A 24,870-nucleotide genomic window follows, 5' to 3' on the forward strand; every position below is an offset into this window, starting at 1 on the left:
AAATTTGTATGTGTGGAGGTTATTTTTTATGGATAAGTACAAACGGTATGAGCGATTGGCAGCAATCGTTAAGATATTTAGTGAAAATCCCAATACCCTCATAAATTTAGAATATTTTATGAATTTTTTTGGCATAGCCAAATCTACTGCCTCTGAAGATATCGATATTTTAAAGAATGTGATAGAAAAATTTAATTTTGGCAAATTAATTACATTGCCTGGAGCTGGTGGTGGAGTAAAGTACATTCCTATATCTGATATTAAAAGTTATTTGCCCTTTGTAGAAGAAATAAAGGAAAAGTTAAAAGACCCTTCTAGAATAATTCCCGGTGGGTTTCTATATACTGCCGATTTAATTTATTCTCCCAATATTGTAACAAAAATTGGTGAGATTTTAGTGCTTCCTTTTTTGGATAAGGAAGTTGATGCAATTGTAACTGTGGAGACCAAGGGTATACCTATTGCCTTAATGTGTGCAAGGACGCTTAATGTTCCACTTGTAATAATTAGAAAAGATAGTAGAGTTACAGAAGGATCTTTTGTGTCTATTAATTATATTTCTGGTTCTCAAAGGCACATACGCTCTATGTCTTTGGCTAGAAGGTCTTTACAGAAAGGTTCTAAAGTATTATTGATAGATGACTTTATGAAAGCAGGTGGGACGATTAAAGGTATGATGGAGCTTATGGAGGAATTTGACGCTGAAGTGGTTGGTGCAGGAGTTATGATTTCGACGGAAAAACCGGAGAATAAGCTGGTAGATAATTACATTTCAGTTTTCGTGTTAAAAAATATGGAAGAAGACAAAAATATAATTGATATTGAAATAAGTGATTGGATATTGAAAGGTTAAAAGGAATAAAAATTTTTTAAAAATTTTTCAGGATTTTAGTTTTTGCTGAAGGAAATTTTAATTTTGTGGCGAATATTTATAAAGTAAAAAGTTTTAATGTAGGTGGTGGACACGCCGAAATTACGCTTGTGGAGATTGCAAAAAAGATAAGCGATCGATGAAACAAGAAGCTCAAAAATTAGAGCAGTTCCACAATGCTAACATAGGTTTTAACTTCAGGAAGGTGGTGAGCTTATGGAAATTACAGACGTAAGGGTGAGAAAACTTAATGAGGAAGGCAAAATGAAGGCTGTAGTTTCTGTAACCTTTGACAATGAATTTGTGGTTCACGATATAAAGGTTATAGAAGGCCAAGATGGGCTGTTTATTGCTATGCCCAGCAGAAAGACTCCTGGAGGGGAGTTTAAGGATATTGCTCACCCTATAAATTCAGATACAAGAAATAAGTTGCAAAGCGCTATACTTAAAGAATATGAAAAGGCAAAAGAACAGGGAGCTGCACAATAAGGAATAAAAAGGAGCTTGTCTCCTTTTTATTTTTTTTGTTGAACTTTGTTGCAATTATAGTTAAAATAGTATAGGATATCAGAATTAAATTTAAGAGGGTGTGGAAAAATTGGAAGGGCTAGTGACGCTTATTTTAGCTGCAGGGCTAGGGAAAAGGATGAAATCTAAGCATCCTAAGGTGGTTCATAAAGTTTGTGGCAAACCGATGATAGAATGGGTAGTAGATGCGGTAGAAGAAATAGGAAGTAGCGAAGTGATTGTAGTAGTGGGACACAAAGCAGAAGAAGTTAAGGAAGTTTTAAAAGAAAGAGTGAAGTATGCTTATCAACAAGTGCAGTTAGGGACGGGCCATGCCGTAATGATGGCGGAGGACTTACTCCCTGATGAAGGGAATGTAATGATTTTGACAGGAGATACTCCTCTTATTACCTCCAATACCTTAAAAGAATTAATAAATTTTCATATTAAAGAGGGCAACAGTGTTACTATTTTGTCTTCAGTATTAGAAGACCCAACCGGTTATGGGAGAATAATAAGGGATGGAAGTGGAAACGTTATAAAAATTGTGGAAGATAAAGATGCAACAGAAGAAGAAAAACGCATCCATGAGATAAATTCTGCCATGTACGTTATGGATATAGCCAAACTGAAGAAGGCATTAAGGAGAATAACCAATAATAACGCACAAGGTGAATATTATCTGACGGATGCTGTGGAAATTATAAGAGATATGGGTGGAAAAATTGGAGCTTTTACTGTATCATCAGAAGAGATAACGGGAGTAAATTCAAGGGTGCAACTTTTTGAAGCAGAAAAAATAATGAGAAAACGGATTAATTATCGTCACATGGAAAATGGAGTAACAATAGTGGACCCCGAGACCACTTATATAGGAGCTGATGTGGAGATTGGAGCAGATACTATAATAATGCCTGGTTGTGTTATAGAAGGGAAAACTAAAATAGGGAGTGATTGTGAAATAGGGCCTAATTGTAGGATTGTTGATTCAGAAATTGGTGATGGATGTAGTATAATGTATTCTGTAATACTCTCTTCAAAAATAAAAAATAATGTTAAAATCGGGCCTTTTGCTCACATAAGGCCAGAAACTGTGATACAAAGTAATGTCAAAATAGGGGATTTTGTAGAGATAAAGAAATCTATAATTGATGAAGGAAGTAAAGTTCCTCATCTTACCTATGTAGGAGACGCGGAAATTGGTAAAAATGTCAATATGGGATGTGGATCTATTACAGTCAACTATGATGGGAAACAAAAGCACAAGACAATAATAGGAGATAATGTTTTTGTGGGGTGTAATGTAAATCTTGTAGCGCCAGTGAAGATTGGAAGTAATGCTTATGTCGCTGCTGGCTCAACTATAACAGAGAATGTTCCCGAAGGAGCCCTTGCCATAGCCAGAAGTAGGCAAACCAATAAAGAAGGTTGGGTTCAGGAAAGAATAAAAAAAGGGAGGCTTTAAATTAAATGGCAAGATATACTAATTCTCTCAAGATTTTTACTGGAAATTCAAATCCTAAGTTAGCCAATGAAATAGCAGAGCATTTGGGGCTTAAGCTTTGTGACTCAGAAGTAGGGACTTTTAGTGATGGCGAGATTAGTGTAAAGATCGGCGAAAGTGTAAGAGGGGCAAGTGTTTTTGTGATACAGTCAACTTGCGCACCTGTCAATAACAACTTAATGGAATTATTGATAATGATTGATGCTTTTAAAAGGCGTCTGCAGCTGAAATTAATGCAGTTATACCTTACTATGGTTATGCAAGACAAGACAGAAAAGCAAAGCCGAGGGACCCAATTAGTGCTAAGCTTGTAGCCGACCTTATAACTGCAGCAGGAGCTCACAGAGTTGTTACGATGGACCTGCATGCTCCGCAGATACAAGGGTACTTTAATATTCCTGTTGACCATCTTTTAGGAGGACCAATACTTGCAAAATATTTTCTTGAAAAAGATTTGGGAGATGATGTTGTAGTTGTTTCACCAGACCATGGCAGTGTGACAAGAGCTAGGTATTTTGCAGAGAAACTTAATGCTCCTCTTGCAATTATTGACAAAAGAAGGCCAAAAGCAACGTAGCAGAGATAATGAATATAATAGGTGATGTTAGAGGAAAAAAGGTTATTTTGGTAGATGACCTTATTGATACTGCTGGTACGTTGGTACAAGGGGCGGAAGCTTATTGATAATGGTGCTACTGAAGTTTATGCTTGTGCAACCCATGGGGTGTTGTCAGGACCTGCCATTGAGAGATTGAAAGAATCGCCAATAAAAGAATTGGTTATCACCGATACAATTCCTCTTACCGAAGAGAAAAAAATTGAAAAAATTAAAGTGAGGTCTGTAGCTCCTTTGTTTGCAGAAGCAATTTTGCGAATCCACGAGGCATGTCTGTCAGTAAATTGTTCGAATAGGCACTTATGGTGCCTTTTTTATTATTATCCTTAAAATTTTATGATATAATTTAAGCAAGGAAACTCGGCATAGAGGGTGGTTTTGTGGGAGAGAATCCAAAGATTTATGTAGTGGATGATGACAAGAATATATGTGAAATAGTGTCTTTGTACTTTGAAAAAGAGGGATTTGAAGTAGAACAAATATACGATGGACAAACAGCCTTAAAGAAGATCCAAACTAATCCACCAAGGCTCGTCATACTTGACATAATGTTACCAGGGATTGATGGTATTGCTCTTTGCAGAGAAGTCAGAAAATTTTCAAAGGTGCCTATAATAATGCTTACTGCAAAAGGGGATACTCTTGATAAGGTATTGGCTTTAGAGATCGGCGCTGATGACTACATTGTAAAGCCTTTGATGGGAAAGAATTAATAGCAAGAGTTAAAGCGGTTTTAAGAAGGTATGAGCCGGAAAGCGATGAAAGGCGGGCTGTTTCTTACCCAGACCTTTATGTAAGTTTGAGCGAATATAAGGTTGTTTATAAAGGGCAAAATGTGGATTTGACTCCCAAGGAGTTAGAACTTTTATACTTTTTATGTACGCATCCTAACAGGGTTTTTACAAGAGACCAGCTGTTAGAAAATGTATGGGGTTATGATTATATGGGAGATAGTCGCACGGTAGATGTTCATATAAAACGACTTAGAGAAAAAATAGGAGATGGCACTAATTGGAAACTTACCACCGTATGGGGTGTAGGTTATAAATTTGAGGTGAACTAAATTTGACCAAAAATAGTCTTTTTAAAAAACTTTTTATAAGCAACATAATTATAATCCTTATTACTTTGTCTATTCTTTCAGGAATGTTTTATCTGATGTTTCAAAACTATTACTTTGCCGACAAAGAAAAAATAATGTTAGAAGAGGCTCGAGAAATAAATGCAATTTTAAATGATTTTGCGGTAGGAGACATAAACATAGATAAATGGAATCAAGAATTAGATGTTGTCACTAGGTTGATTAATGCTACTGTATGGATTGTAGATAAAGAAGGGTTAATTTACAGTCAATCGCATAAACATGGCAAAGCTTGGACGGGGGTAAGCCTCAGTAAAGATGAAATAAAAAGTATTTTAGATGGACAATCTGTTGTAAAAAAAGGATATTTTGGCGGAAGATTTAATCAACCTGTTTTAACAGTGGGAGTGCCTCTTGTCATAAAGGGCCGGATTGAAGGGGCCATATTTATGCATGCTCCTTTGACAGAAATGAATAAAACTATTATTAACATCTTTCTTTTAATGCTTTTATCTGGAGGAGTAGCTCTTATAATAGGTTTTGTGCTCATTTCTTATACTTCCAGCAAATATCTCAGCCTCTTAAAGAGATGAGTTTAGCTGTTCAGCAATTAGCCAAAGGGAATTTTTCTGCAAGGGTACAGCATAGAGAAGAAGATGAGATAGGGGAGTTGGCTAAGTCCTTTAATGTTATGGCAAAAGAGTTAGAACAGTTAGAAGACATGAGAAAAGATTTTGTGGCAAATGTTTCCCACGAATTGAGGTCTCCATTAACTTCTATACAGGGATATATAGACGGAATATTAGACGGTACTATTCCGGTAGAAAAAGCTTGCGATTATCTTAAAATAGTGCAAAAAGAAACGAGGAGAATGTCTCGACTCATAGACGATTTTCTTGAAATGACTAAACTTGAGTCAGGGCAATTTCCACTACACAAGACGGAATTTGATATAAATGAACTTATAAGACTTGCAGTTATAAAATTTGAAAAAAGAATAGTGGAAAAAGATCTCACCGTTAAAGTTGATTTTGAAGAAGACCGACGAATAGTAATAGCTGATAAGGACAAGATAGAGCAAGTTTTGTCAAATCTTATAGATAATGCAATAAAATTTTCCAAAGAAAAAGGTATAATCCACATTTTTACTGAAACAAAAGATGACAAGGTATTTATTACTATAAAAGATAATGGAATAGGTATCTCTCCTGAAGACCAAGAGCATATATGGGACAGATTTTATAAAGCGGACAAGTCGAGGGGAAAAGATGGTGCAGGTCTTGGGCTTTATATCGTAAAGCGTATTATAAATGCTCATAACGAGGAAATATGGGTAGAAAGCAAAATAGGCAGAGGTGCTGCCTTTACTTTTACTTTGCCGGTGAAAAAGTTTTAAAAAATTGCAACAAAATATTTACACTTTATTAACACTTTATTCATAAATAAAGGATATAATAATATTTGAAAGTGACAAATGCCTCTCCTTGACCTCCCTTTTCAGCGGTCCAAGCGAATACTTGGGCCGCACTTTATTTATAAAAAGCAGTGCAAAAAATTTTTTAATAAAAATTACTTAAAATCTTTACATCGTGTTCATAATTTGTTAATAAAAGAAGGTTATAATTAAAAAAAAGAACAAAAGGAGGGGTAATATGGATTACGAAAAAGACTTTGAAAATAAAATTGAGAAAAATGATACGGAACATGATATGACTTTACCAGAAAATAAACTAGAAGAGACTTCCAACGAGGAAAAAATGTATCAAGAAATAATTGAGGAGCAGCAACCTTATGAGAAGTTTGAAACTTCTATGATACCTTCTAACGTAAAATTTAGAAACAATAAAAAGAGCCTTGGCAAAATGGTTAAAAGATTTAGAAGAAGGATGCTAGCTTATTTTATCGCAGTAGCTTAGTGGCAGCTTTAATCGGTGGAGGAATTACGGGGTCTGTAATGAAATACTATGGAAGCCAAAATAATGCGTCAGCTCAAGTTGTTACAAGATATTTACCTCTAAATACTACTTCGTCAGACGAAAGCGGCATTTTAAATCTGATACCCAACATTTACAAAATAGTGAGTCCAGCAGTTGTAGAAATTGATACAAGTGCTGCTTATACCAATGGTTATAGAACAGGATATGTTCCAAAAGGTAGCGGCTCTGGTTTTATAATAAGTTCGGATGGATATATTGTTACCAATAACCATGTAATTGATGGAGCATCAAAAATTACAGTAAAACTTTTAGATGGAAGAAGTGCTGATGCAAAACTTATAGGAAAAGATGAAAGAACAGACCTCGCAGTAGTTAAAATAAATCTTTCTAATTTACCTGTTGTAGAATTAGGTGATTCTTCAAAGCTTCAACCGGGTGAACTGGCTATTGCTATAGGAAATCCTTTGGGAAGTTCTTTTGCAGGTTCGGTCACTGCTGGTATAATAAGCGGGCTTAACAGAAACCTCCAAAGTGATTATGGACCTGTCAAACTTATACAAACGGATGCAGCTATTAATCCTGGCAACAGTGGAGGACCCCTTGTAAATAGTAAAGCAGAAGTCATAGGTATAACAAGTGTTAAGCTTACTTCACTAGGGTCAAGTATTCAGGACCCGTTTGGAATGTTTCAAAGCCAAGGGACTCCTATTGAGGGTATGGGTTTTGCAATTCCAATAAACGAAGCTAAACCTATAATTGACCAAATAATAAAATATGGTTATGTAGAAAGACCTATGATGGGTATAGGTGCTCAAACCATTACAGAACAAGATGCACAACGATATAATTTGCCTGTAGGGGTATATGTAGTTCAGGTTCAGCCAAATAGTGGAGCAGAACAAGCTGGAATTCAACCAGGAGATGTGATAATAAAGGTTGACGGTAAAGACATTACTTCCTTTGAGGATTTACAAGGAATACTAGATGACCACAAAGTTGGAGATGTAATAAAGGTGACAATTTGGAGAAATGGCAGAACATTTACAGTTAATGTAAAATTACAAAGCAGTGCAAACTTTCAATAAATGAAATAAAGGCCTCCTTCGCACAAAAGATTACCGGCAAGTGACTTGCCGGTAATCTTTTGTGCATGTTATAGCTTTTTTTTGCTTAATCATGTATAATTAATTTGATAAGGAAGGGTGGTTGTATGTTCATAATTGCAGGTTTAGGAAATCCTGGTATAGAATATGAACAAACGCGACACAATATAGGATTTATGGTAATAGATGAATTGGCTAAAAAGTTAGGCATAAATGTAACAAAATTAAAGTTTAAATCCCTTATGGGGGAAGATTATTTTAAAGGAGAAAAAATAATTCTTTTAAAACCGCAGACATTTATGAATTCAAGTGGTGAAGCTTTATATGAGGCTGTAAATTTTTATAAAATTCCACTTGAAAATGTAATTGTAATTTATGATGACAAAGATTTGGATGTGGGTAAAATAAGGATAAGAAAAAAAGGCAGTTCAGGTGGTCACAATGGAATGAATTCTATCATATATCTTTTAAATAGCGAAGAGTTTCCACGAGTTAGAATTGGAATTGGAAAACCACAAAAGGATTTAGTAAGTCATGTATTAGGAAAGTTTGAAGAGTCAGAGAAAAAACTAATTGATGAAGCTGTTATAAAAGCAGCAGATGCGGTGATAGATATTATAGAAAATGGGATAGAACATGCTATGAGCAAGTTTAACGGTTTGCAAAAAGGCAATTGAAGGAGAAAAAAGAACATATGTGGCTATTGTCTGGAATTGCTGGTGTAATCTTAGCGTATTTTCTGAATAAGATGGCAGTAAATAAATACAACAAAAAAGCTATAATTTATCTTGTACCAGTCATTGAAGAAACCTGTAAGACAGTTGCAGGGTATTTGACCTCCTCTATTCTTTTGTCTCATTTGATATTTGGGGTTACAGAGGCAGTAAATGATTACATAAAAGCTTCCTATGAAATCAATTTAAGGGCTTCTATTTTGAGTATTTTAAGCCACGGCTTTTTTGGCATAACCTCTTACATATTAGTAATGCAAACAAATATTTTTTGGGCTATTATTGTAACTTCTTTAATACACGGCTTATGGAATAGGCTTATGTTGAGGTGATGAACATGTTTACTCGCCAAATAGAAGAATTAAAAGAAATAAAAACAATAGAAGAATTTTTAAAACAAGGGAAAGGCCCCCTTTTAGCTTATGGGCTTACAGATTCTCAAAAAGCTCATGTTGCCCATTATATAATGAGCAAGTTTAATAAAAAAGTGTTAGTTATTGCTCCTGATGATATAGAAGCGAGAAAAATATACGAAGATTTGTATTCTTTTAGTTTTGGCAATGCCTCTTTATTTCCCAAGAGAGAAGCTTTGTTTTATAAAATAGATGCTGCCAGTCAAGAGATGGTATCTCAGAGGTTAAGAGTAATTAAAAAATTGACAAGGGAAACTCCCCATGCGGTAGTTACTTCTATAGATGCAGCAATAGGCAAACTCATACCCATGGATTTATTTGAAAAGTATCAGATGTTTTTTAAGATAGGTGATATTGTAAATTTACAAGAGGTTATAAAAAATTTTGTGGCAATGGGATATGAAAGAGTTCAAATAGTAGAAGGAAAAGGGCAATTTAGTGTGAGAGGGGGAATAATTGACGTTTTTTCTCCTATTGAAGAATATCCTTATAGAATTGAACTTTTTGACGATGAAATAGATTCCATAAGGACTTTTGATGTGATCACCCAAAGGTCTTTAGAAAATATTGATAAAATAAATATTTTCCCTGCTACAGAGTTTATCGCGGAAGAAAAGCATATTAAAAAAGGGATTTCAGCGGTTTCCAAGTCTTTAAATTCCTATTTATTAAAAATAAAAAAATCAAAAAGCGGAATTGCAGAAAAATTACAGCAAAAATTTGAGGAAATTATGGAGGAGATTACGGAAGCTAAAAGGGTGGAAAATATTCATGAACTTATAGATTATTTTTATGATGAGGTTTATTCTATTGTTGATTATGTGGGAGAAGAGGCAGTTATTATTTTAGACGAGAGCAGCCGTATTAAGCAAAGGGTAAATAACCTTCAAATGGAATTCAATGAAAATTTCAAGGCTTTATTAGAAAAAGGAGAAGTTTTGCCAGAGCAGAGCAGGCTTTTTTTCGATTATGAGGAAATATTAAAAAAGGCAAAAAATAGTTTTTTACTCATAGTAAATACTTTAGCAAAGCCTGACAATGATCTACAGCCGCGAAAAATTGTTAATTTTATATCAAGGTCTATGCATCCTTTTCACGGCAAAATTGATATTTTGATAGATGATTTAAAGTATTATAAAAATGCAGGATATAAAGTTTTGCTTTTAAGTGGGAATCAGGAAAGAGCAAAATTTTAAAGGATACACTTGAAAGTTTTAATATTGATGCGGCAGTGATTGAAGACAGTGAATACGATATACAAAAAGGGCAAGTAGTGATATATCCTGCCTCTATCAGCAAGGGATTTGAATATGTGGATGCAAAATTTGCTGTCATAACTGAGGGAGAAATTTTTGGACAGACTAGAAAGAGCAAAAAAACTGTGAAAATTAAAAACGCCGATAAGATAAAGAGCTTTACTGAATTAGAAGTAGGGTCATATGTCGTACATGTAAATTATGGTATAGGAAAGTATGAAGGCATAGAAAAGATAAAAGTAGATGGGATTATAAGGGATTATTTAAAAATAATTTATGCCGGGGGAGATACCCTTTTTGTACCGGTGGAACAATTAGACCTTGTGCAAAAATATGTAGGGCCTACAGACAATCCTCCTAAATTAAATAAATTGGGGGGCAGTGAATGGCTTAAAGCAAAAAGAAAAGCCAAAAAAGCAGTAGAAGACCTTGCTAAGGATTTGATACAACTTTACGCCAAAAGACAGATAGCTAAAGGACATGCTTTTTCTCCTGATACTCCATGGCAAAGGGAGTTTGAGGAGCAATTTCCCTATGAAGAGACAGAAGACCAGTTAAGGTGTATAAAAGAGATTAAAGAGGACATGGAAAAAGATAAGCCAATGGATAGACTTCTCTGTGGAGATGTGGGGTATGGTAAGACAGAAGTTGCTTTAAGGGCTGCTTTTAAAGCAGTAGCTGATGGAAAGCAAGTTGCTTTTTTGTGCCCTACAACTATCTTGGCTTATCAGCATTATACTAATTTCATGGAAAGGTTTAAGGAATTTCCTGTGAAGATAGAGATGCTTAGTCGTTTTAGGACTCCCAAAGAACAAGCACAAATAATTAAAGGTTTGGCGGAAGGGACTATCGATATTATTGTTGGTACTCATAGGCTTTTACAAAATGACGTGAAATTTAAGGATTTAGGACTTTTAATTATAGATGAAGAGCAGAGGTTTGGAGTTGTTCATAAAGAAAAAATAAAAAAACTCAAAGAAAATATAGACGTTTTGACATTATCAGCAACTCCTATTCCTAGAACTTTACACATGTCTTTAATTGGCATAAGGGATATGAGCGTATTAGAGAATCCTCCTGAAGACAGATTTCCAGTAGAAACTTATGTGGTAGAATTTAATGAGGAGTTAATAAAAGATGCTATTTTGAGGGAAATTGGAAGAGGAGGACAAGTCTATTTTGTTTACAATAGAGTAAATGGCATAGAAAAGATGGCTTCTTTGGTAAAAGATTTGGTTCCCGGTTGCAGGGTAGCTGTGGCTCATGGGCAAATGGAGGAAAGTCAATTAGAAAAAGTGATGATTGACTTTTTAAATGGGGAATACGATGTTTTAGTAAGCACTACAATAATTGAGACAGGGCTTGATATACCAAATGTGAATACCATTATAGTTTATGATGCAGATAAGTTAGGGCTATCTCAATTGTATCAATTAAGAGGAAGAGTGGGTAGGTCAAATAGACTGGCTTATGCCTATTTTACCTATAGAAAGGATAAAGTTTTAAGCGAAGTGGCTGAAAAAAGGTTAGAGGCGATAAAAGAGTTTACTGAATTTGGTTCTGGATTTAAAATTGCCATGAGGGATTTAGAGATAAGAGGTGCAGGTAATCTCCTTGGAGCAGAACAACATGGCCATATTGGCGCAATTGGTTATGACCTGTATTTAAAGCTTTTAGAGGAGGCTATACGGAATTTGAAGGGAGAAGCCCCTAAGGAGGAGATTACTACCACAATAGATATAAAAGTCAATGCTTATATTGACTCTTCCTATATTGAAGACGAGAATTTAAGATTAGAGATGTACAAAAAAATTGCCTCTATAGAATCTAGAGAAGATATGGTGGAAATTTCAGAAGAACTTGTAGATAGGTTTGGAGATTATCCAAAGCCTGTAGAGGCACTGCTGGAAATTGCTTATTTAAAGGCTATTGCTTCTAAAGCCAATATTACTGAAATAACAGAAAAAGGGAACACTGTTATTTTAAAATTTAAAAACATAGAATCGGTTAAAATGGAGGTTATAGAAAAAATAATAAAAGAATATGGAGGAAATTTAATATTTTCAAATCAACTACAGCCATATCTAACTTATAGGTTCAATAAAAAAGAGACTCTGCAAAAAGAGCTTATTGATTGGTAGAAAAGATGTCTGCGTAAATAAGCTACAAAATTTTGACATACACGAAAAAATAAAAAATTTGCAGTTAGGATAAATATGATATATAATAAAGCTATACCTATGTAAACTTTTTAAAGTCAGGAGGATGTCATTTTGAAAAGAAAAATAGCTTTAATTTTGTCTTTTGGCTTTATAGTATTTTTGCTAGTATCTTGCTCTGCCAAAAAAGAGGTTGTTGCAACTGTTAATGGGGAAAACATTACTAATGCCGAATATAGAAAAGCTTTTGACCAAGTAAAGGCTCAAATTGAAAGTAGTCCGCAATATACAAAAGACATATGGAATCAGGATTACGAAGGGAAAAAGTTTTTAGATGTGGTAAAAGAAAATGTACTTGATAGTTTGATTGCTCAAAAATTGCTGTTACAAGAAGCTCTAAAAAATAATATTACAGTTTCAGATAAAGAAATAGAGGAAGAGTATCAAAGAGAGAAAGAATTTAATAAAGATATTACAAAAGAAGATGTAAAAAATTATCTTTTAATAAATAAGCTTTTTGAAGAATATACAAAAGATGTAAAAATTACAGAGGAAGAGTTGAAAAAATACTATGAGGATAATAAAGACCGATTCGAAACAGTAAAAGCAAGTCATATATTAGTGTCTGATGAAAAAATAGCCCAGGATATATACAACCGCCTTATGAAGGGTGAAGATTTTGCCACATTAGCAAAAGAGTATTCTATTGATACGGCTACAAAAGACCAGGGAGGAGACTTGGGAGAATTTGCTCGTGGGGTCATGGTACCTGAGTTTGAGCAAGTGGCTTTTTCACTTAAAAAAGGTCAAATATCAAAGCCTGTTAAAACTGATTATGGATACCATATAATAAAGTCAGAGGGTGCTACATTAAAATCTTTTGATGAGGTAAAAGGAGATATAGAAGCTTATCTGTTGAATGATAAAAAAATCAAGTTATTACGGAAAAATATGATGCTCTTGAGAAAGCAGCAAAAATACAAAAGTTTCCTCAAAACATAAAAGTATCAGTAAGGTAAAAACCGGCAATTTAGTTGCCGGTTTTTTGCGAATAAATTTATGGAAAATTATAAATACTAATCTTGAGCTAAAAATTTAAGGAAATGGAGGTATTTACTTTGAAAGCTACAGGAATTGTACGCAGAATAGATGACTTAGGAAGAGTAGTTATCCCTAAAGAAATACGAAGAACATTAAGAATCAAGGAAGGAGACCCTTTAGAAATTTTTACGGATAAAGAAGGAGAGATAATTTTAAAGAAATATTCTCCAATAAGTGAATTAAGCGACTTTGCCCAAGAGTACGCTGATAGTATATATCAATCTACGAAACACCCTGTATGCATCACAGATACAGACAATGTGATTGCTGTTTCCGGAGTTGCAAAAAAAGAATTAATTGATAAACCAATAAGTCAAGAATTAGAAAAATATTTGGAAGAAAAAAAGACCATAATGCTTGGAACGGGAAAAGATAAAGGACCGATTAAAATAGCAGATGGCCAGGAATTTAACATTACCTCTCAAGTCATAGTTCCTATTATTTCAAGAGGAGATACAATAGGAAGCGTGGTGATTTTTACTAAAGAAGCTGGCGAATCGGTTACAGAAGTTGAAGCAAAAATTGCTGAAACAGCTGCTGCTTTTTTGGGCAAACAGATGGAAGAATAAATTTATATACACCCATATATACCCCTCTGCATATTATAGATTATGAATTAAACTATGCAGGGGGGTTAATTTATGGCTTTTCGCATTAATGACATTGTAACGAGAAAATCATATGGCTCTGATATTTTGTTTAGAGTCATTAATGTTATAGATAATAAAGGAGTAAGACATTATCTTTTACATGGTTTAAACATGAGAATAATTGCAGATGCACCAGAAGATGACCTTATAGAGGCTTCTCGTGCCAAGATTGCGGAATATGATAGGCCTTATAGAGAAAAAGCAGAATACCTTTTAAAAAAAAATTGCTTCTTCAAAAAGCCTTCAACGAAAAAAAAGAATGGTGCGTTCAAGTCGGCAAGAGCCTTACGGAAGGCCAGGAAAAGTTCTTCACATAGACGGAGATGAAGAATATTTAAATATATGCGTTGATGCTTATAAAAAGGTTGGTATGGAAGTCGTAGGAGTGGTACTAAAAGAGGAAGAACAACCAGATAAAGTCTATGACCTTTTAGAAAAATATAGGCCGGATATATTAGTTCTTACAGGTCATGACAGTATAAAAAACAATTTGAAAGATTATAGTGATATAAGTAGTTACAGAAATTCTAAATATTTCGTAGAAGCGGTTAAAAATGCAAGGAAGTACGAACCTGTATTTGACAATTTAGTGATTTTTGCAGGAGCTTGTCAATCAAATTATGAAGCTCTCATAAAAGCAGGAGCCAATTATGCCAGCTCTCCTGAAAGAGTTTTGATACACTGCCTTGATCCAGTTTTGGTGAGTGAAAAAGTGGCTTTTTCTCATATAAATGAGCTTGTAAAAATTGAAGAATTAATAGAAAGCACAATAACGGGGGCAGCAGGGATTGGAGGATTGCAGACAATGGGAAAATTTAGATATGGTGTTCCAAAAGGCAAATATTGAATTAATTTGTCCTATAAGCTAAAAATTAATGATTAAGTCCAAATACCTATGGTATTTGCATATTTTTTTTGTTTTTTGCATTAAAATCATTATTGACAACTTCCCTGTACACTGATATAATATTAGACCCTTGACATTGTCTGAAAATTGCGTTATAATATTTTCAGTATGTGTTAAGGAGTTGGTAGTGGTGGCAGATAAGTCAACCCTTGATGAAATAAAAAGGCAACTGGATAAACATATTGGTGCTCGAGTTCGCCTTAAAACAAATGGTGGTAGAAAAAAGACCGTAATAAAAGAAGGACTATTAGAAAAGACATATCCGAGCATTTTTATTGTGGTATTAGATGGACAAGGAGCGACCCGGAGGGTTTCTTACAGTTATTCAGATATTTTGACGGATACAGTAGAATTAACTGTGATGGAAGGGAACAAAAAAATCCAATGTCTTCAATGACCGAAGATATTCGGTCTTATTTTTTTGGCATAATTTTACCTCAAAAACTATATATTATATTAGCATATCTTTAAGGAGGTAAAAGTATGCCACAGGTATATAAAGATATTTTAGAATTTGATTCTGTATCTGGCATATATGATACTCAACTTTTGGTAGAGAGTGATATAATTGTTCCTGAAAATGAGCCGGACGTGCTGGTACTTTTGGCATTAAATCCAAAAACATATATTAATGAAGTTTTTGTGACAGAAGGGAAGGTTCAGTTTGAGGGAAAACTGGCATTAGATATTTTGTATTTAGGTGAAAAAAATGGAGAACTTGAAAGGATTGAAAAAGAAATTGATTATTCCCATGTTATTGAAGACGAGGGTATTGATAAGAGAAGTAGATACATGTTAGTTGCAAAGGTTGAAAATGTCGACTACAAATTGGTGAACAGTAGAAAAATAAGTGTAAAAGCTGTAATAAAGATACAATGCAGGCTGGTAGTATCTAACAAAAAAGAAGTAGTAATAGGAGCAGAAGATTCGATAAAAATTCAAGCTTTAAAGAAAAAAGTAAAGCTAATGCATACAGTGGGACAAAATAGTATTGAAGTTTTTGTAAAAGATAAAATAAAAGTTCCTGAGGGAGAAGCTCCTATTCAAAAAGTTATAAAAACAGATGTGGAAGTAAAACCGGAGGAGATTAAAATCACTGATAACAAAGTAATAGTTCAAGGAAGTGTGCTATGTAATATTTTATATATTTCACAGGAAGGAGAATTTGGGAATTTAGCAGCAAATTTAAATTATGCAAATTTTGTAGATATTCCTGGGGCTTTAAGTTATATGTCGGCAAAAACTCAAGAGGAAGTGATAGATGTAAGCACCACTGTATTGGAGGATGAAAAGGGAGAAAATACTATTTTAGATATAGAAGCCACAATACGGGTAAAAGTTCAAGTGTTGGAGACGGAGGAAAGAGAGCTTCCTATTGATGCCTATGGTACAAAGGGTTATATTCAGCCTGTAAGAGAAAATTTAACTGTGATAGAGGAATTACAATCTTATAAATCTCAATTTGTAGTTAAAACTAATGTAGAATTGCCTTCTCTTGCCAAAAGATTTATAGATGCTGTGGTTATTCCTGTTATATCTGACTACAGTGTAGATGTAGATAAATTAGTTTTAGAAGGAATATTAGATTATACTATTTTATATTTGTCTGAAGAGGGTAGTGTAAAGCCTTATAGAGATGAATATCCTTTTAAGACTTTTATTGAAATAAGTCAAGTTAAAGGGCCTACTCTGGTTGATATAAAAATTTCTCATGTTTCCTATGAAATAATAGCCATGAAAGAAATTGAATTAAAGTTTGCAATTGATAATACAGTTGATTTACTTGTAGAGAAAGAAATAGAGGCTATTGTAGACCTTAAAGAAATCGAAGCCCCAAGAGAAAGCGATAATAAACACAGCATTGTTGTTTACATGATTCAAAAAGGCGAAACCTTGTGGATATAGCTAAAAGGTATAGAGTAGGCCTTGAAGAGCTAATTTCTGCTAATGGTTTAGAAGAAGAGAAAGTTTCGGAGGGGATGAAATTAATAATACCTATGGAAGAATGATACGCAGGAGACTGCGTATTTTTTTTACAGAAATTTTATTGTATAATGTATAATAAATGTATAATATATGAAACTATAATTATTATTGAAAAAGCGAGGATAAAGGAATGAAAAAAATCAAAGTAAAGGCCTATGCAAAAATCAATTTGTCTTTAGACGTGCTAGGTAAGAGAAAAGATGGATATCATGAAATTTCTACAGTGATGCAATCAATTGATTTGGCTGATATTTTAGAGTTTGAAAAAAGCGAAATAGTTAAGGTTTTTTGTAGTGGCCATCGAGTTCCTGAAGGAGAAGATAATTTAATAGTAAAGGTCATCAACTTTTTAAAAGAAAAATATCAAATAGAAGAAGGAGTGTTAGTCAGGCTTGACAAGAAAATCCCTTTAGCTGCCGGCCTTGCTGGGGGAAGTGCTGATGCTGCTGCTACAATTGTTGCATTAGACAAATTATGGAATTTAAACATGTCAGCAGATGAGAAAAAAGAAATTGCTTTGAAAGTGGGAGCAGATGTTCCTTTCTGTCTGGAAGGTGGGACAAAGCTTGCAAAAGGCATAGGGGAAATTTTTGAAGATTTGAACGTTCCTCATATGAATTTACTTCTTGTAAAACCTGATATTGAAATTTTCACAAAAAAAATTTATGATAAATGGGATAGGCTTAATTTTAAAAGCCATCATGCTACTTGTTCAGTAGTTCAAGCTATACAGGAAGGAAACATATACAAAATTGCAGAAAATATAAAAAATGATTTAGAATTAGTAACTTCTCGGGAATGTGAAGTTATTAATCAAATAAAAGAGGAGTTGCTTAAAAAAGGTGCTTTAGGATGTGCTATGTCGGGCAGTGGTCCCACTGTTTATGGAATTTTTGACGATTTACAAAAGCTTATAAAAGCCTATAAAGATTTAGAAGGAATTTACAGTTTTGTATTTTTTTCAAAAACTATAGATAAGGGGTTAGAATTGTATGAATGAGTTTTTTCCATTGGAAAATTACAAACCGTTAAGAGATGTAGTTTTTGATTACATGAAAGATGCCATAATTACAGGTAAATTAAAACCTGGAGAGAGACTTATGGAAGTTCAATTGGCAGAAAAACTGGGAGTAAGTCGGACGCCAGTTAGAGAAGCGATTAGAAAATTGGAACTTGAAGGGCTAGTTGTTATGATTCCTCGAAAAGGAGCTTATGTGGCAGATTTGGATGCAAAGGACCTTTTGAATGTGTTAGAAGTGAGAAGTTCGTTAGAAGGATTAGCTGCTTCGCTGGCTGCCGAAAGAATAACGGATGAGGAAATTGGTAGGTTAAAGAAAATTGTAGAGGAATTTCAAAAAGAGATAGAGGAAATAGAAGACGGTGATAATGAAGAACTGGTAAAATTGGATAAGGAGTTTCATGATTTAATTTTTACTGCCTCACGTAATGACAAATTAATTCAGATAATGAATAATTTACAAGAACATGTGCATAGGTTCCGTGTTCGATATATAAATGAAGCGAAAAAAGCGAAAAAAAATACATCAAGAGCATAAAAAGATTACAGAGGCCATCGAAACGAGAAATACGGATGTTGCACGTAAATGGGCAGAGAAACACATACGCAATTTCCAGACAGAGGTTTTAAAAAACATAAAGTATTTTAGTAACAAGGAGTGAGTGGGGTGAATGCTGTAATTTTGGCCGGCAGTACTAAGGAAGATAAGTTGCCTGATAAAGCTTTTGTTAAAATAAATGGGAAGTTTATGATCTCATATGTAATCGAAGCTTTAAGAGGCTGCGACAAAATAGATAAAATTGCAGTAGTTGGAAATTCACAAAAGCTCAAAAAAGTGGCAGGTATAGATTTTATAATTGAGCAAGTTGATAATTTAATGGATAATGTTTTAAAAGGAGTAGAACCTTTTAAAAACGACAAGAGAGTATTGATTCTTACTTGTGATATTCCTATGTTGACTAAAGAAGCTGTTTGCGATTTTATTGAAAAATCAGAAGCTACGGGAGCAGACTTGTGTTATCCTATTGTTAGAAAAGAAGATAATTTAAAAAAATTTCCTGAAGCTAAAAGGACTTATGCAAGAGTGAAGGAAGGAGTTTTTACAGGCGGCAATATTTTTTACGTTAATCCTGGAATTATAGATAGATTAATTGAGGATGCGAAACAATTTATAGCTTATAGAAAAAGACCATGGAAGTTAGGGAAATTATTAGGAGGAAAGATATTATTTTTATTTTTAATAGGAAGACTTTCAATTTCTCATATTGAAAAAAAAGTAAAAGAGTTATTTAACATAACGGGAAAGGCTATCATATCCGAATATCCGGAAATAGGAAACGATATAGATAAAGAAGAAGACATAATAATGGCAACTAAATATCTGACTGGAAAATAGGCATAAGCCTATTTTTTGTATATTTTTTTTCTGACTGCAAAATATATATTTCAGAAGGTGAGAGCATGTATAGTTTACTGTATTTTGTCAGACAATACTTTACGGTTTATATGTTTGCTAATGTATTCATTGTAGGAATTTATGAAGCTTTTATTGAGCCAAAATTTTTGGAGAGAAAAGGATTAGACAGAGATTCTAAATTGTGCAAGTGGATTGGATTATTTTACATTTTTATTGGAGTAGTTGCCATTATTATACAAATATTTTTCTTTAGATAAGGAGGAGAACATGGGATTTTTTGATAAGATATTTGGGAAAAAAAACAATAAAAAAGAAGCAAAAACAGGTACACCAGCTTCAAATAGTCTCAAGCAAAATTTAAATTACATAAAAAATAAATTGAAAGATTGTGATGATGTGATATATAGAGATATTTGGGTGGGAGAGAACCAGGAATATAATCTTGCAATTGTGTTTATAGATGGACTTGTGGACAAAAACATCATAAATGACCACGTACTTCGCGCTTTGCTTTTGGATTCAAGAGAAGCAACTCCTTCTATTGAGAAGATAAAAGACAACTTATATGAGGTTATAAAAAAAGGGACTATAACTGGAGGAGACATAAAAGAGGTTGCAGACTTAGATAAATGTGTTTTATCAATACTGAGTGGAGATACTGCATTATTGTTTGAGGGTTCACAAGAAATAGTGATTATTTCCAGTAAAGGCTGGCAGATGAGGTCTATTTCTTCTCCTGATGCAGAGACAGTCATAAGGGGACCAAGGGAAGGATTTACTGAGACAATAAGGGTAAATACTGCTCTTGTAAGAAGGCGTATAAGGGACCCTAATTTGAAAATAAAACAAATACAGATTGGGGAAAGAACTCATACAGACGTAGCAGTGCTTTATATCGAGGATATTGTTGATAAAAATGTGTTGGATAAAGTGATGAAAAGACTTAAAAATATAAAAATAGATGGAGTGTTTGAAAGTGGCTACATAGAACAATTGATTGAAGAGGATTGGCATTCACCTTTTCCACAGGTATTAAACACAGAAAGCCTGACAAGGTTGCGGCTTCCCTTTTGGAGGGAAGAGTAGCAATTTTGACAGATAATACTCCTTTTGCTCTTATAATACCTACTACTCTTGCTACTCTTTTTCAATCGCCTGAAGATTATTACGAAAGGTGGATGATTTCTTCTCTTTTGAGAATTTTGAGGTTTCTTGCAGCAATTGTAGCATTGGTTTCACCAGCTGTCTACATAGCTTTTACAGCTTATCATCCTGGCCTTATACCTACTAAATTGACATTATATGTTGCGGCAACACGACAAGGTATTCCTTTTCCTGCTTTTTTTGAAGCTTTGGTTATGGAAGCGACTTTTGAGCTTTTAAGAGAAGCAGGAGTTAGACTTCCTGTACCCATAGGACAAACTATTGGTATTGTAGGTGGTCTCATTATAGGACAAGCTGCTGTGGAAGCGGGTATTGTGAGTCCGTTGATGGTAATAGTCGTGGCTGTCACAGCTGTAGCTTCTTTTGCAATACCCAGTTATAGTGCTGCCATTGCTTTTAGGATGCTAAGATTTATACTTATGATTCTTGCGGCTGTTTTTGGCCTATATGGCATAATGCTTGGATTTATGATAGTTCTAACCCACTTGGTTGTTTTGAAAAGTTTTGGGGTTCCGTATCTTTCACCCTTTGTCGAAATAGATATAAGTGACCTTGCAGATACATTGATAAAAGCCCCTATAATGTACTTTAAAAATCGGCCAGAAATTCTAGAGACCTCTGACAAAAGAAAGATGAAAGATTTGAGAGAGGAAAAAATGGAAAGCATAGAAGACGATAGGAGAGACAACAATGATAAAAAATGATGACAAAATTTCTGCGAATCAAGTTGCTATATTACTTTTTACTACTATGGTAGGAGCTGGAATATTAAGTCTTCCTGCAGATGTTTCAAAAGAGGTAGGGCCTAATGGCTTATAGCTATTTTCGGAGGAGGGATTGTTTTTCTTTTTTTTGCAAGGTTAATACTATATTTATCTTCTAAATTTCCTACAGAAACTTTTGTTGAGTATGCTGGCAAACTTATCACAAGACCTATTTCTACGGTTATGAGTGCTGGGCTGCTGTTTTATTTTGTAATATTTGTAAGTCTTGATGTAAGAATTTTTGGGGAAGTTTTAAAGTTATATCTTTTGCCAAATACTCCTATTGAAATCATAATTCTTACTATGCTGTTTAGCTCTGCTATATAGTGCGATATGGACTTGAACCAATTGCACGGATGTCAGAAATTTTATTTCCCATAATAGTAATACCCCTTGTATTACTTTTTTTGCCGGCTTTAACTGATATAGACTTAAGTAATTTTCTTCCATTTATGAAGGTTTCGCTAGTTAGATTTTTTAAGGGAATGCTTTTCACTACCTATAGTTTTGCTGGCTTTGAAATATTGTATTTGCTTTTTCCATATGTGATTGATAGAGAAAAATTAAAAAGAAGTGTAAATTCTGCATTGTTTTCTACGATGTTGTTTTATGCCTATATAAATTTTTTTGTAATTGGTATATTTGGATATAAAGAAACAAAGGAACAATTATGGCCTTTTTTGACCCTTCTTAAATCAATTAATTTTCCTGTGTTTTTCATTGAAAATGTAGAGGGAATTGTAATGGGAATATGGACGTTCGCTATCTTTACTACTATTTATTCTTTTTACTATTTTGCTACTTTGACTTTTTCAAAACTTTTAAAAACCAGAGAACATTCTTATTTTGTATTACCGGCAATTCCAATAATGTATTTGATATCTTTAATCCCTGATTCTATTGTAACAGTTTATAAATATGCAAATTATTTATCCCAATATATGTCAGTATTTTTTATAGCTATCTTACCAATACTTTTGCTTATAATTTTAAAAGTTAAAGGAATAGGTGGTAAAGATGAAGAGAAAACTTAGGATACTTATATTATGGTTTTTGATTATTTTTATATTTGCAGGATGTTGGGATAACATAGAAATAGAGGATAGGGCTTTTGTAATGGCAATTGGCATAGATTTATCTTCTTCAAATAAAAGATATCTTGTGACTTTTCAATTTCCTAATGTTGCTCAAATGGCCAAGGGTACCAGTGGCGGTGGAGGAGGGAGTGAAAAGCCAAGTTTTGCTGTTTCTGAAGAAGCTGAAACAATTTTTTCTGCATCAAGGCATATAAGTACACGAATTAATAAAGCGTTGTATTTAGGTCATACACAAGCTATTATATTTGGCAAAGAGGTAGTGGAAAATAAGGATAGATTTCAACAAGTTTTAGATTCTCTTGACAGAAATTATGAGTTGAGGCGTAAAGTTTATCTTCTTGTAACTCCGCAAAAAGCTCAGGATATTCTTCTGAAAAAATACGAGATAGAACCAAATACAGGTGCTTATATTAGAGATGTGTTTAAACATTATAACCTAACATCAAAATTTCCAACGATTGACTATAATAAAATTACTAAGTCTATACATGAGACAAATGGAAATGCGATAATTCCAAAAATAACTGCAGGAAAAGATGAAATTAAAATAGCGGGTTCAGCAATTATCAAAAATTACAAATTGGCGGGTTGGCTGGGAGATGAGGAAAACATGGGGTACATGTGGCTTGCTGGCCTTGTTAGAGGAGGAGATGTTGATGTTAGTGTGCCTAGTGGTGATGGGAAAATAGTGATTCCTTTTAATATTTCAAATGTTAGGAGAAGGCGGTCTGTTAAAGAAGAAAATGGAAAAATTATTTATAGAGTTGAACTTCAAGTGGAAGGAGACATAACAGAATATACTTTTGAAAAGCGAGAAGAGATGATGGAAGGTGATTTGTTAAACGTAATAGAAAGAAAAACTAGTGACGAAATAAAGAAGATGGCACTAAAAGCTATAAATAGGTTTCAAAAAGAATTAAGAATAGACATGTTAGGTATAGGAGATTATATTGAAAAATATCATCCTAGTTTATGGGAAAAAGTAGGAAAAGATTGGGATAATGTTTTACCAGAGATAGAGATAAAAGTAGACGTTACTACTCATGTTAGAAGGATAGGTCTTTTCAAGTAGAAGGGTATATTTTTTTATATATTTGGTAATACTTTAGTCAGAGTAAAGATTTGCGATGGAGGATAAATTATGAGAAGGTTAATTGCATTGCTAGTTTTAACAATTATTATAACTGTAAATTTTTATGGAGCTAAAGCTTTCAATTTGCAAAGAAAAAACTATCCCATAAATTAATAAGGTTTCATGTAATTGCCAACAGTGATTCTGAAGAAGATCAAGAATTAAAACTTAAGGTAAAAGATGCTATACTTGTTGATTTGACGTCTAAATTTGAAAAAGTAAAAGATGTAAAGGATTCGGAAAGAATTATAAAAGAAAGTATGGGAGAGATTAAAAAGGTTGCTGAAGAAACAATTCGTAAAAATGGCAAAAATTATAATGTGAGAGTTGCCTATGGCATCTTTGATTTTCCTACTCGGTATTATGGAACTATTACTCTTCCTGCGGGGAATTATAATGCGCTTAAAGTAATTATCGGAAATGGTGAGGGTAAAAATTGGTGGTGTGTAATATTTCCTCCCCTTTGCTTTATTGATGTTACCCACGGGTTTACAGATACACAAACTGCAGAGGAAGTGGCCAAATACCTTTCTCAAGATGAAATGGACCTTATCAGAAAACAAAAACCTGAAGTTAAATTTAAAATAGTTGAAATTTTAGAGGAATATTATAATAAATTTAAAATGGCATGGATGGCGCCTTAAAGGGCGCTTTAATTTTTTTAGGTTAAAATCGGCGTATAATACTTTTACTACTACAAAAAATATTTACGAATACTAAAGAAAAGGAGGTTCAAAATGAGAAAAGATTTTATTCTCCGCATCAAAATTATAATAACAATTTTGATTATTTTTATAACAGTGGTTTTTGAATATGTGGCTTATGATTTAACAAAAACAGCTATGGCTAATCTTTATTGGGGAAATACAGGTAGTGATGTAGCCAAAGTCCAAGCACGACTTAAGGATTGGGGATATTATCAAGGAGCTGTTGACGGATTTTTTGGGGTTAGAACGTGGCTGGCAGTTCGAAAGTTTCAAGCATATAACGGGCTTAATGTGACGGGAATTGTAGATGATGATACAAAAGTGGCGCTAGGTTTTACGACTACTGCCCAGGATTTAGCAGCTTATCAAGCATCTTCTTCTGTTACTACAAATGATGATGTCTATCTTTTGGCAATGCTTATAAATGGAGAAGCGAGAGGGGAACCTTACATCGGAAAAGTTGCAGTTGGAGCAGTTGTTATGAACAGAGTCAGAGACCCAAGGTTTCCCAAACTATAGCGGGCGTTATATTTCAGCCTGGAGCTTTTTCTGCAGTAGATGATGGACAAATGTGGTTGCCACCTACAAATGACAGCATAAGGGCGGCAAGAGATGCGATTGCTGGATGGGACCCCACTGGTGGCGCATTGTATTATTACAACCCTGTGAGAGTGACAAGTTTTTGGATATTTAACAGGCCTATTATAACCCAAATAGGCAGTCATATTTTTGCAAGGTGAGGTGAGAAA

General features: G+C 33.9%; 12 protein-coding genes and 13 pseudogenes. All 25 read left to right on the forward strand.

Annotation, left to right across the window (positions count from 1 at the left end; genetic code table 11):
• The first annotated feature begins 28 nt into the window (after nt 1-28).
• A complete protein-coding gene (gene purR, locus JCM7501_RS04970; RefSeq protein ID WP_012996142.1) occupies nt 29-853 on the forward strand; it encodes a pur operon repressor in 825 nt (274 codons plus the stop codon).
• Between the two features lie 234 nt (nt 854-1,087).
• The gene (gene spoVG / locus JCM7501_RS04975) at nt 1,088-1,360 is read left to right on the forward strand and encodes a septation regulator SpoVG (RefSeq protein WP_028992295.1); all 273 of its coding nucleotides are present in this window, start codon (nt 1,088-1,090) and stop codon (nt 1,358-1,360) included.
• 109 nt (nt 1,361-1,469) lie between these two features.
• On the forward strand, nt 1,470-2,843 hold the full coding sequence (glmU, locus tag JCM7501_RS04980; RefSeq protein WP_028992296.1) for a bifunctional UDP-N-acetylglucosamine diphosphorylase/glucosamine-1-phosphate N-acetyltransferase GlmU: 1,374 nt from the start codon (nt 1,470-1,472) through the stop codon (nt 2,841-2,843).
• Nucleotides 2,844-2,848: 5 nt separating this feature from the next.
• Nucleotides 2,849-3,794: pseudogene (locus tag JCM7501_RS04985) on the forward strand (ribose-phosphate pyrophosphokinase).
• Nucleotides 3,795-3,878: 84 nt separating this feature from the next.
• A pseudogene (locus JCM7501_RS04990) lies at nt 3,879-4,561 on the forward strand (response regulator transcription factor).
• A gap of 2 nt (nt 4,562-4,563) precedes the next feature.
• Nucleotides 4,564-5,975 (forward strand): annotated as a pseudogene (locus JCM7501_RS15830) (sensor histidine kinase).
• A gap of 415 nt (nt 5,976-6,390) precedes the next feature.
• A pseudogene (locus JCM7501_RS05000) lies at nt 6,391-7,601 on the forward strand (S1C family serine protease).
• 125 nt (nt 7,602-7,726) lie between these two features.
• Nucleotides 7,727-8,296: an aminoacyl-tRNA hydrolase gene (gene pth, locus JCM7501_RS05005; protein WP_012996135.1), complete on the forward strand. Its 570-nt coding sequence runs from the start codon at nt 7,727-7,729 to the stop codon at nt 8,294-8,296.
• 17 nt (nt 8,297-8,313) lie between these two features.
• Nucleotides 8,314-8,682, forward strand: coding sequence for a hypothetical protein (locus JCM7501_RS05010; protein WP_028992300.1), 369 nt, complete (start codon nt 8,314-8,316; stop codon nt 8,680-8,682).
• A 5-nt stretch (nt 8,683-8,687) separates the two neighbouring features.
• A pseudogene (gene mfd / locus JCM7501_RS15835) lies at nt 8,688-12,160 on the forward strand (transcription-repair coupling factor).
• A 132-nt stretch (nt 12,161-12,292) separates the two neighbouring features.
• Nucleotides 12,293-13,197 (forward strand): annotated as a pseudogene (locus tag JCM7501_RS05020) (peptidylprolyl isomerase).
• A gap of 99 nt (nt 13,198-13,296) precedes the next feature.
• On the forward strand, nt 13,297-13,848 hold the full coding sequence (gene spoVT, locus JCM7501_RS05025; protein ID WP_012996131.1) for a stage V sporulation protein T: 552 nt from the start codon (nt 13,297-13,299) through the stop codon (nt 13,846-13,848).
• A 72-nt stretch (nt 13,849-13,920) separates the two neighbouring features.
• Nucleotides 13,921-14,776 (forward strand): annotated as a pseudogene (gene yabG / locus JCM7501_RS05030) (sporulation peptidase YabG).
• A gap of 187 nt (nt 14,777-14,963) precedes the next feature.
• On the forward strand, nt 14,964-15,233 hold the full coding sequence (locus tag JCM7501_RS05035) for a Veg family protein (protein WP_012996129.1): 270 nt from the start codon (nt 14,964-14,966) through the stop codon (nt 15,231-15,233).
• Between the two features lie 86 nt (nt 15,234-15,319).
• Nucleotides 15,320-16,845: pseudogene (locus tag JCM7501_RS05040) on the forward strand (DUF3794 and LysM peptidoglycan-binding domain-containing protein).
• Between the two features lie 107 nt (nt 16,846-16,952).
• Nucleotides 16,953-17,822 (forward strand): 4-(cytidine 5'-diphospho)-2-C-methyl-D-erythritol kinase, encoded by an 870-nt coding sequence (gene ispE, locus JCM7501_RS05045; protein ID WP_012996127.1) that lies wholly within the window; start codon nt 16,953-16,955, stop codon nt 17,820-17,822.
• Nucleotides 17,815-18,502 (forward strand): annotated as a pseudogene (locus JCM7501_RS05050) (GntR family transcriptional regulator). Before ispE ends, JCM7501_RS05050 begins: the two are co-directional and overlap by 8 nt.
• A 5-nt stretch (nt 18,503-18,507) precedes the next feature.
• A complete protein-coding gene (locus JCM7501_RS05055; RefSeq protein ID WP_012996125.1) occupies nt 18,508-19,236 on the forward strand; it encodes a nucleotidyltransferase family protein in 729 nt (242 codons plus the stop codon).
• Nucleotides 19,237-19,301: 65 nt separating this feature from the next.
• On the forward strand, nt 19,302-19,514 hold the full coding sequence (locus JCM7501_RS05060; RefSeq protein ID WP_012996124.1) for a CLC_0170 family protein: 213 nt from the start codon (nt 19,302-19,304) through the stop codon (nt 19,512-19,514).
• Between the two features lie 10 nt (nt 19,515-19,524).
• Nucleotides 19,525-21,125, forward strand: a pseudogene (locus JCM7501_RS05065) (spore germination protein).
• Nucleotides 21,112-22,219, forward strand: a pseudogene (locus tag JCM7501_RS15840) (GerAB/ArcD/ProY family transporter). The pseudogenes JCM7501_RS05065 and JCM7501_RS15840 overlap by 14 nt, the downstream one beginning before the upstream one ends.
• Nucleotides 22,203-23,354, forward strand: coding sequence for a Ger(x)C family spore germination protein (locus JCM7501_RS05075; RefSeq protein WP_028992335.1), 1,152 nt, complete (start codon nt 22,203-22,205; stop codon nt 23,352-23,354). The pseudogene JCM7501_RS15840 and the gene JCM7501_RS05075 overlap by 17 nt, the downstream one beginning before the upstream one ends.
• Nucleotides 23,355-23,423: 69 nt before the next feature.
• Nucleotides 23,424-24,058, forward strand: a pseudogene (gene spoIIR, locus JCM7501_RS05080) (stage II sporulation protein R).
• A 198-nt stretch (nt 24,059-24,256) separates the two neighbouring features.
• On the forward strand, nt 24,257-24,640 hold the full coding sequence (locus JCM7501_RS16160) for a peptidoglycan-binding protein (RefSeq protein ID WP_409373525.1): 384 nt from the start codon (nt 24,257-24,259) through the stop codon (nt 24,638-24,640).
• A pseudogene (locus JCM7501_RS16165) lies at nt 24,620-24,861 on the forward strand (cell wall hydrolase); the annotation flags it as partial. The gene JCM7501_RS16160 and the pseudogene JCM7501_RS16165, both read left to right, overlap by 21 nt.
• Between the last annotated feature and the right edge of the window lie 9 nt (nt 24,862-24,870).

Source organism: Thermoanaerobacter thermocopriae JCM 7501, from assembly GCF_001310975.1.
GTDB lineage: Bacteria > Bacillota > Thermoanaerobacteria > Thermoanaerobacterales > Thermoanaerobacteraceae > Thermoanaerobacter > Thermoanaerobacter thermocopriae.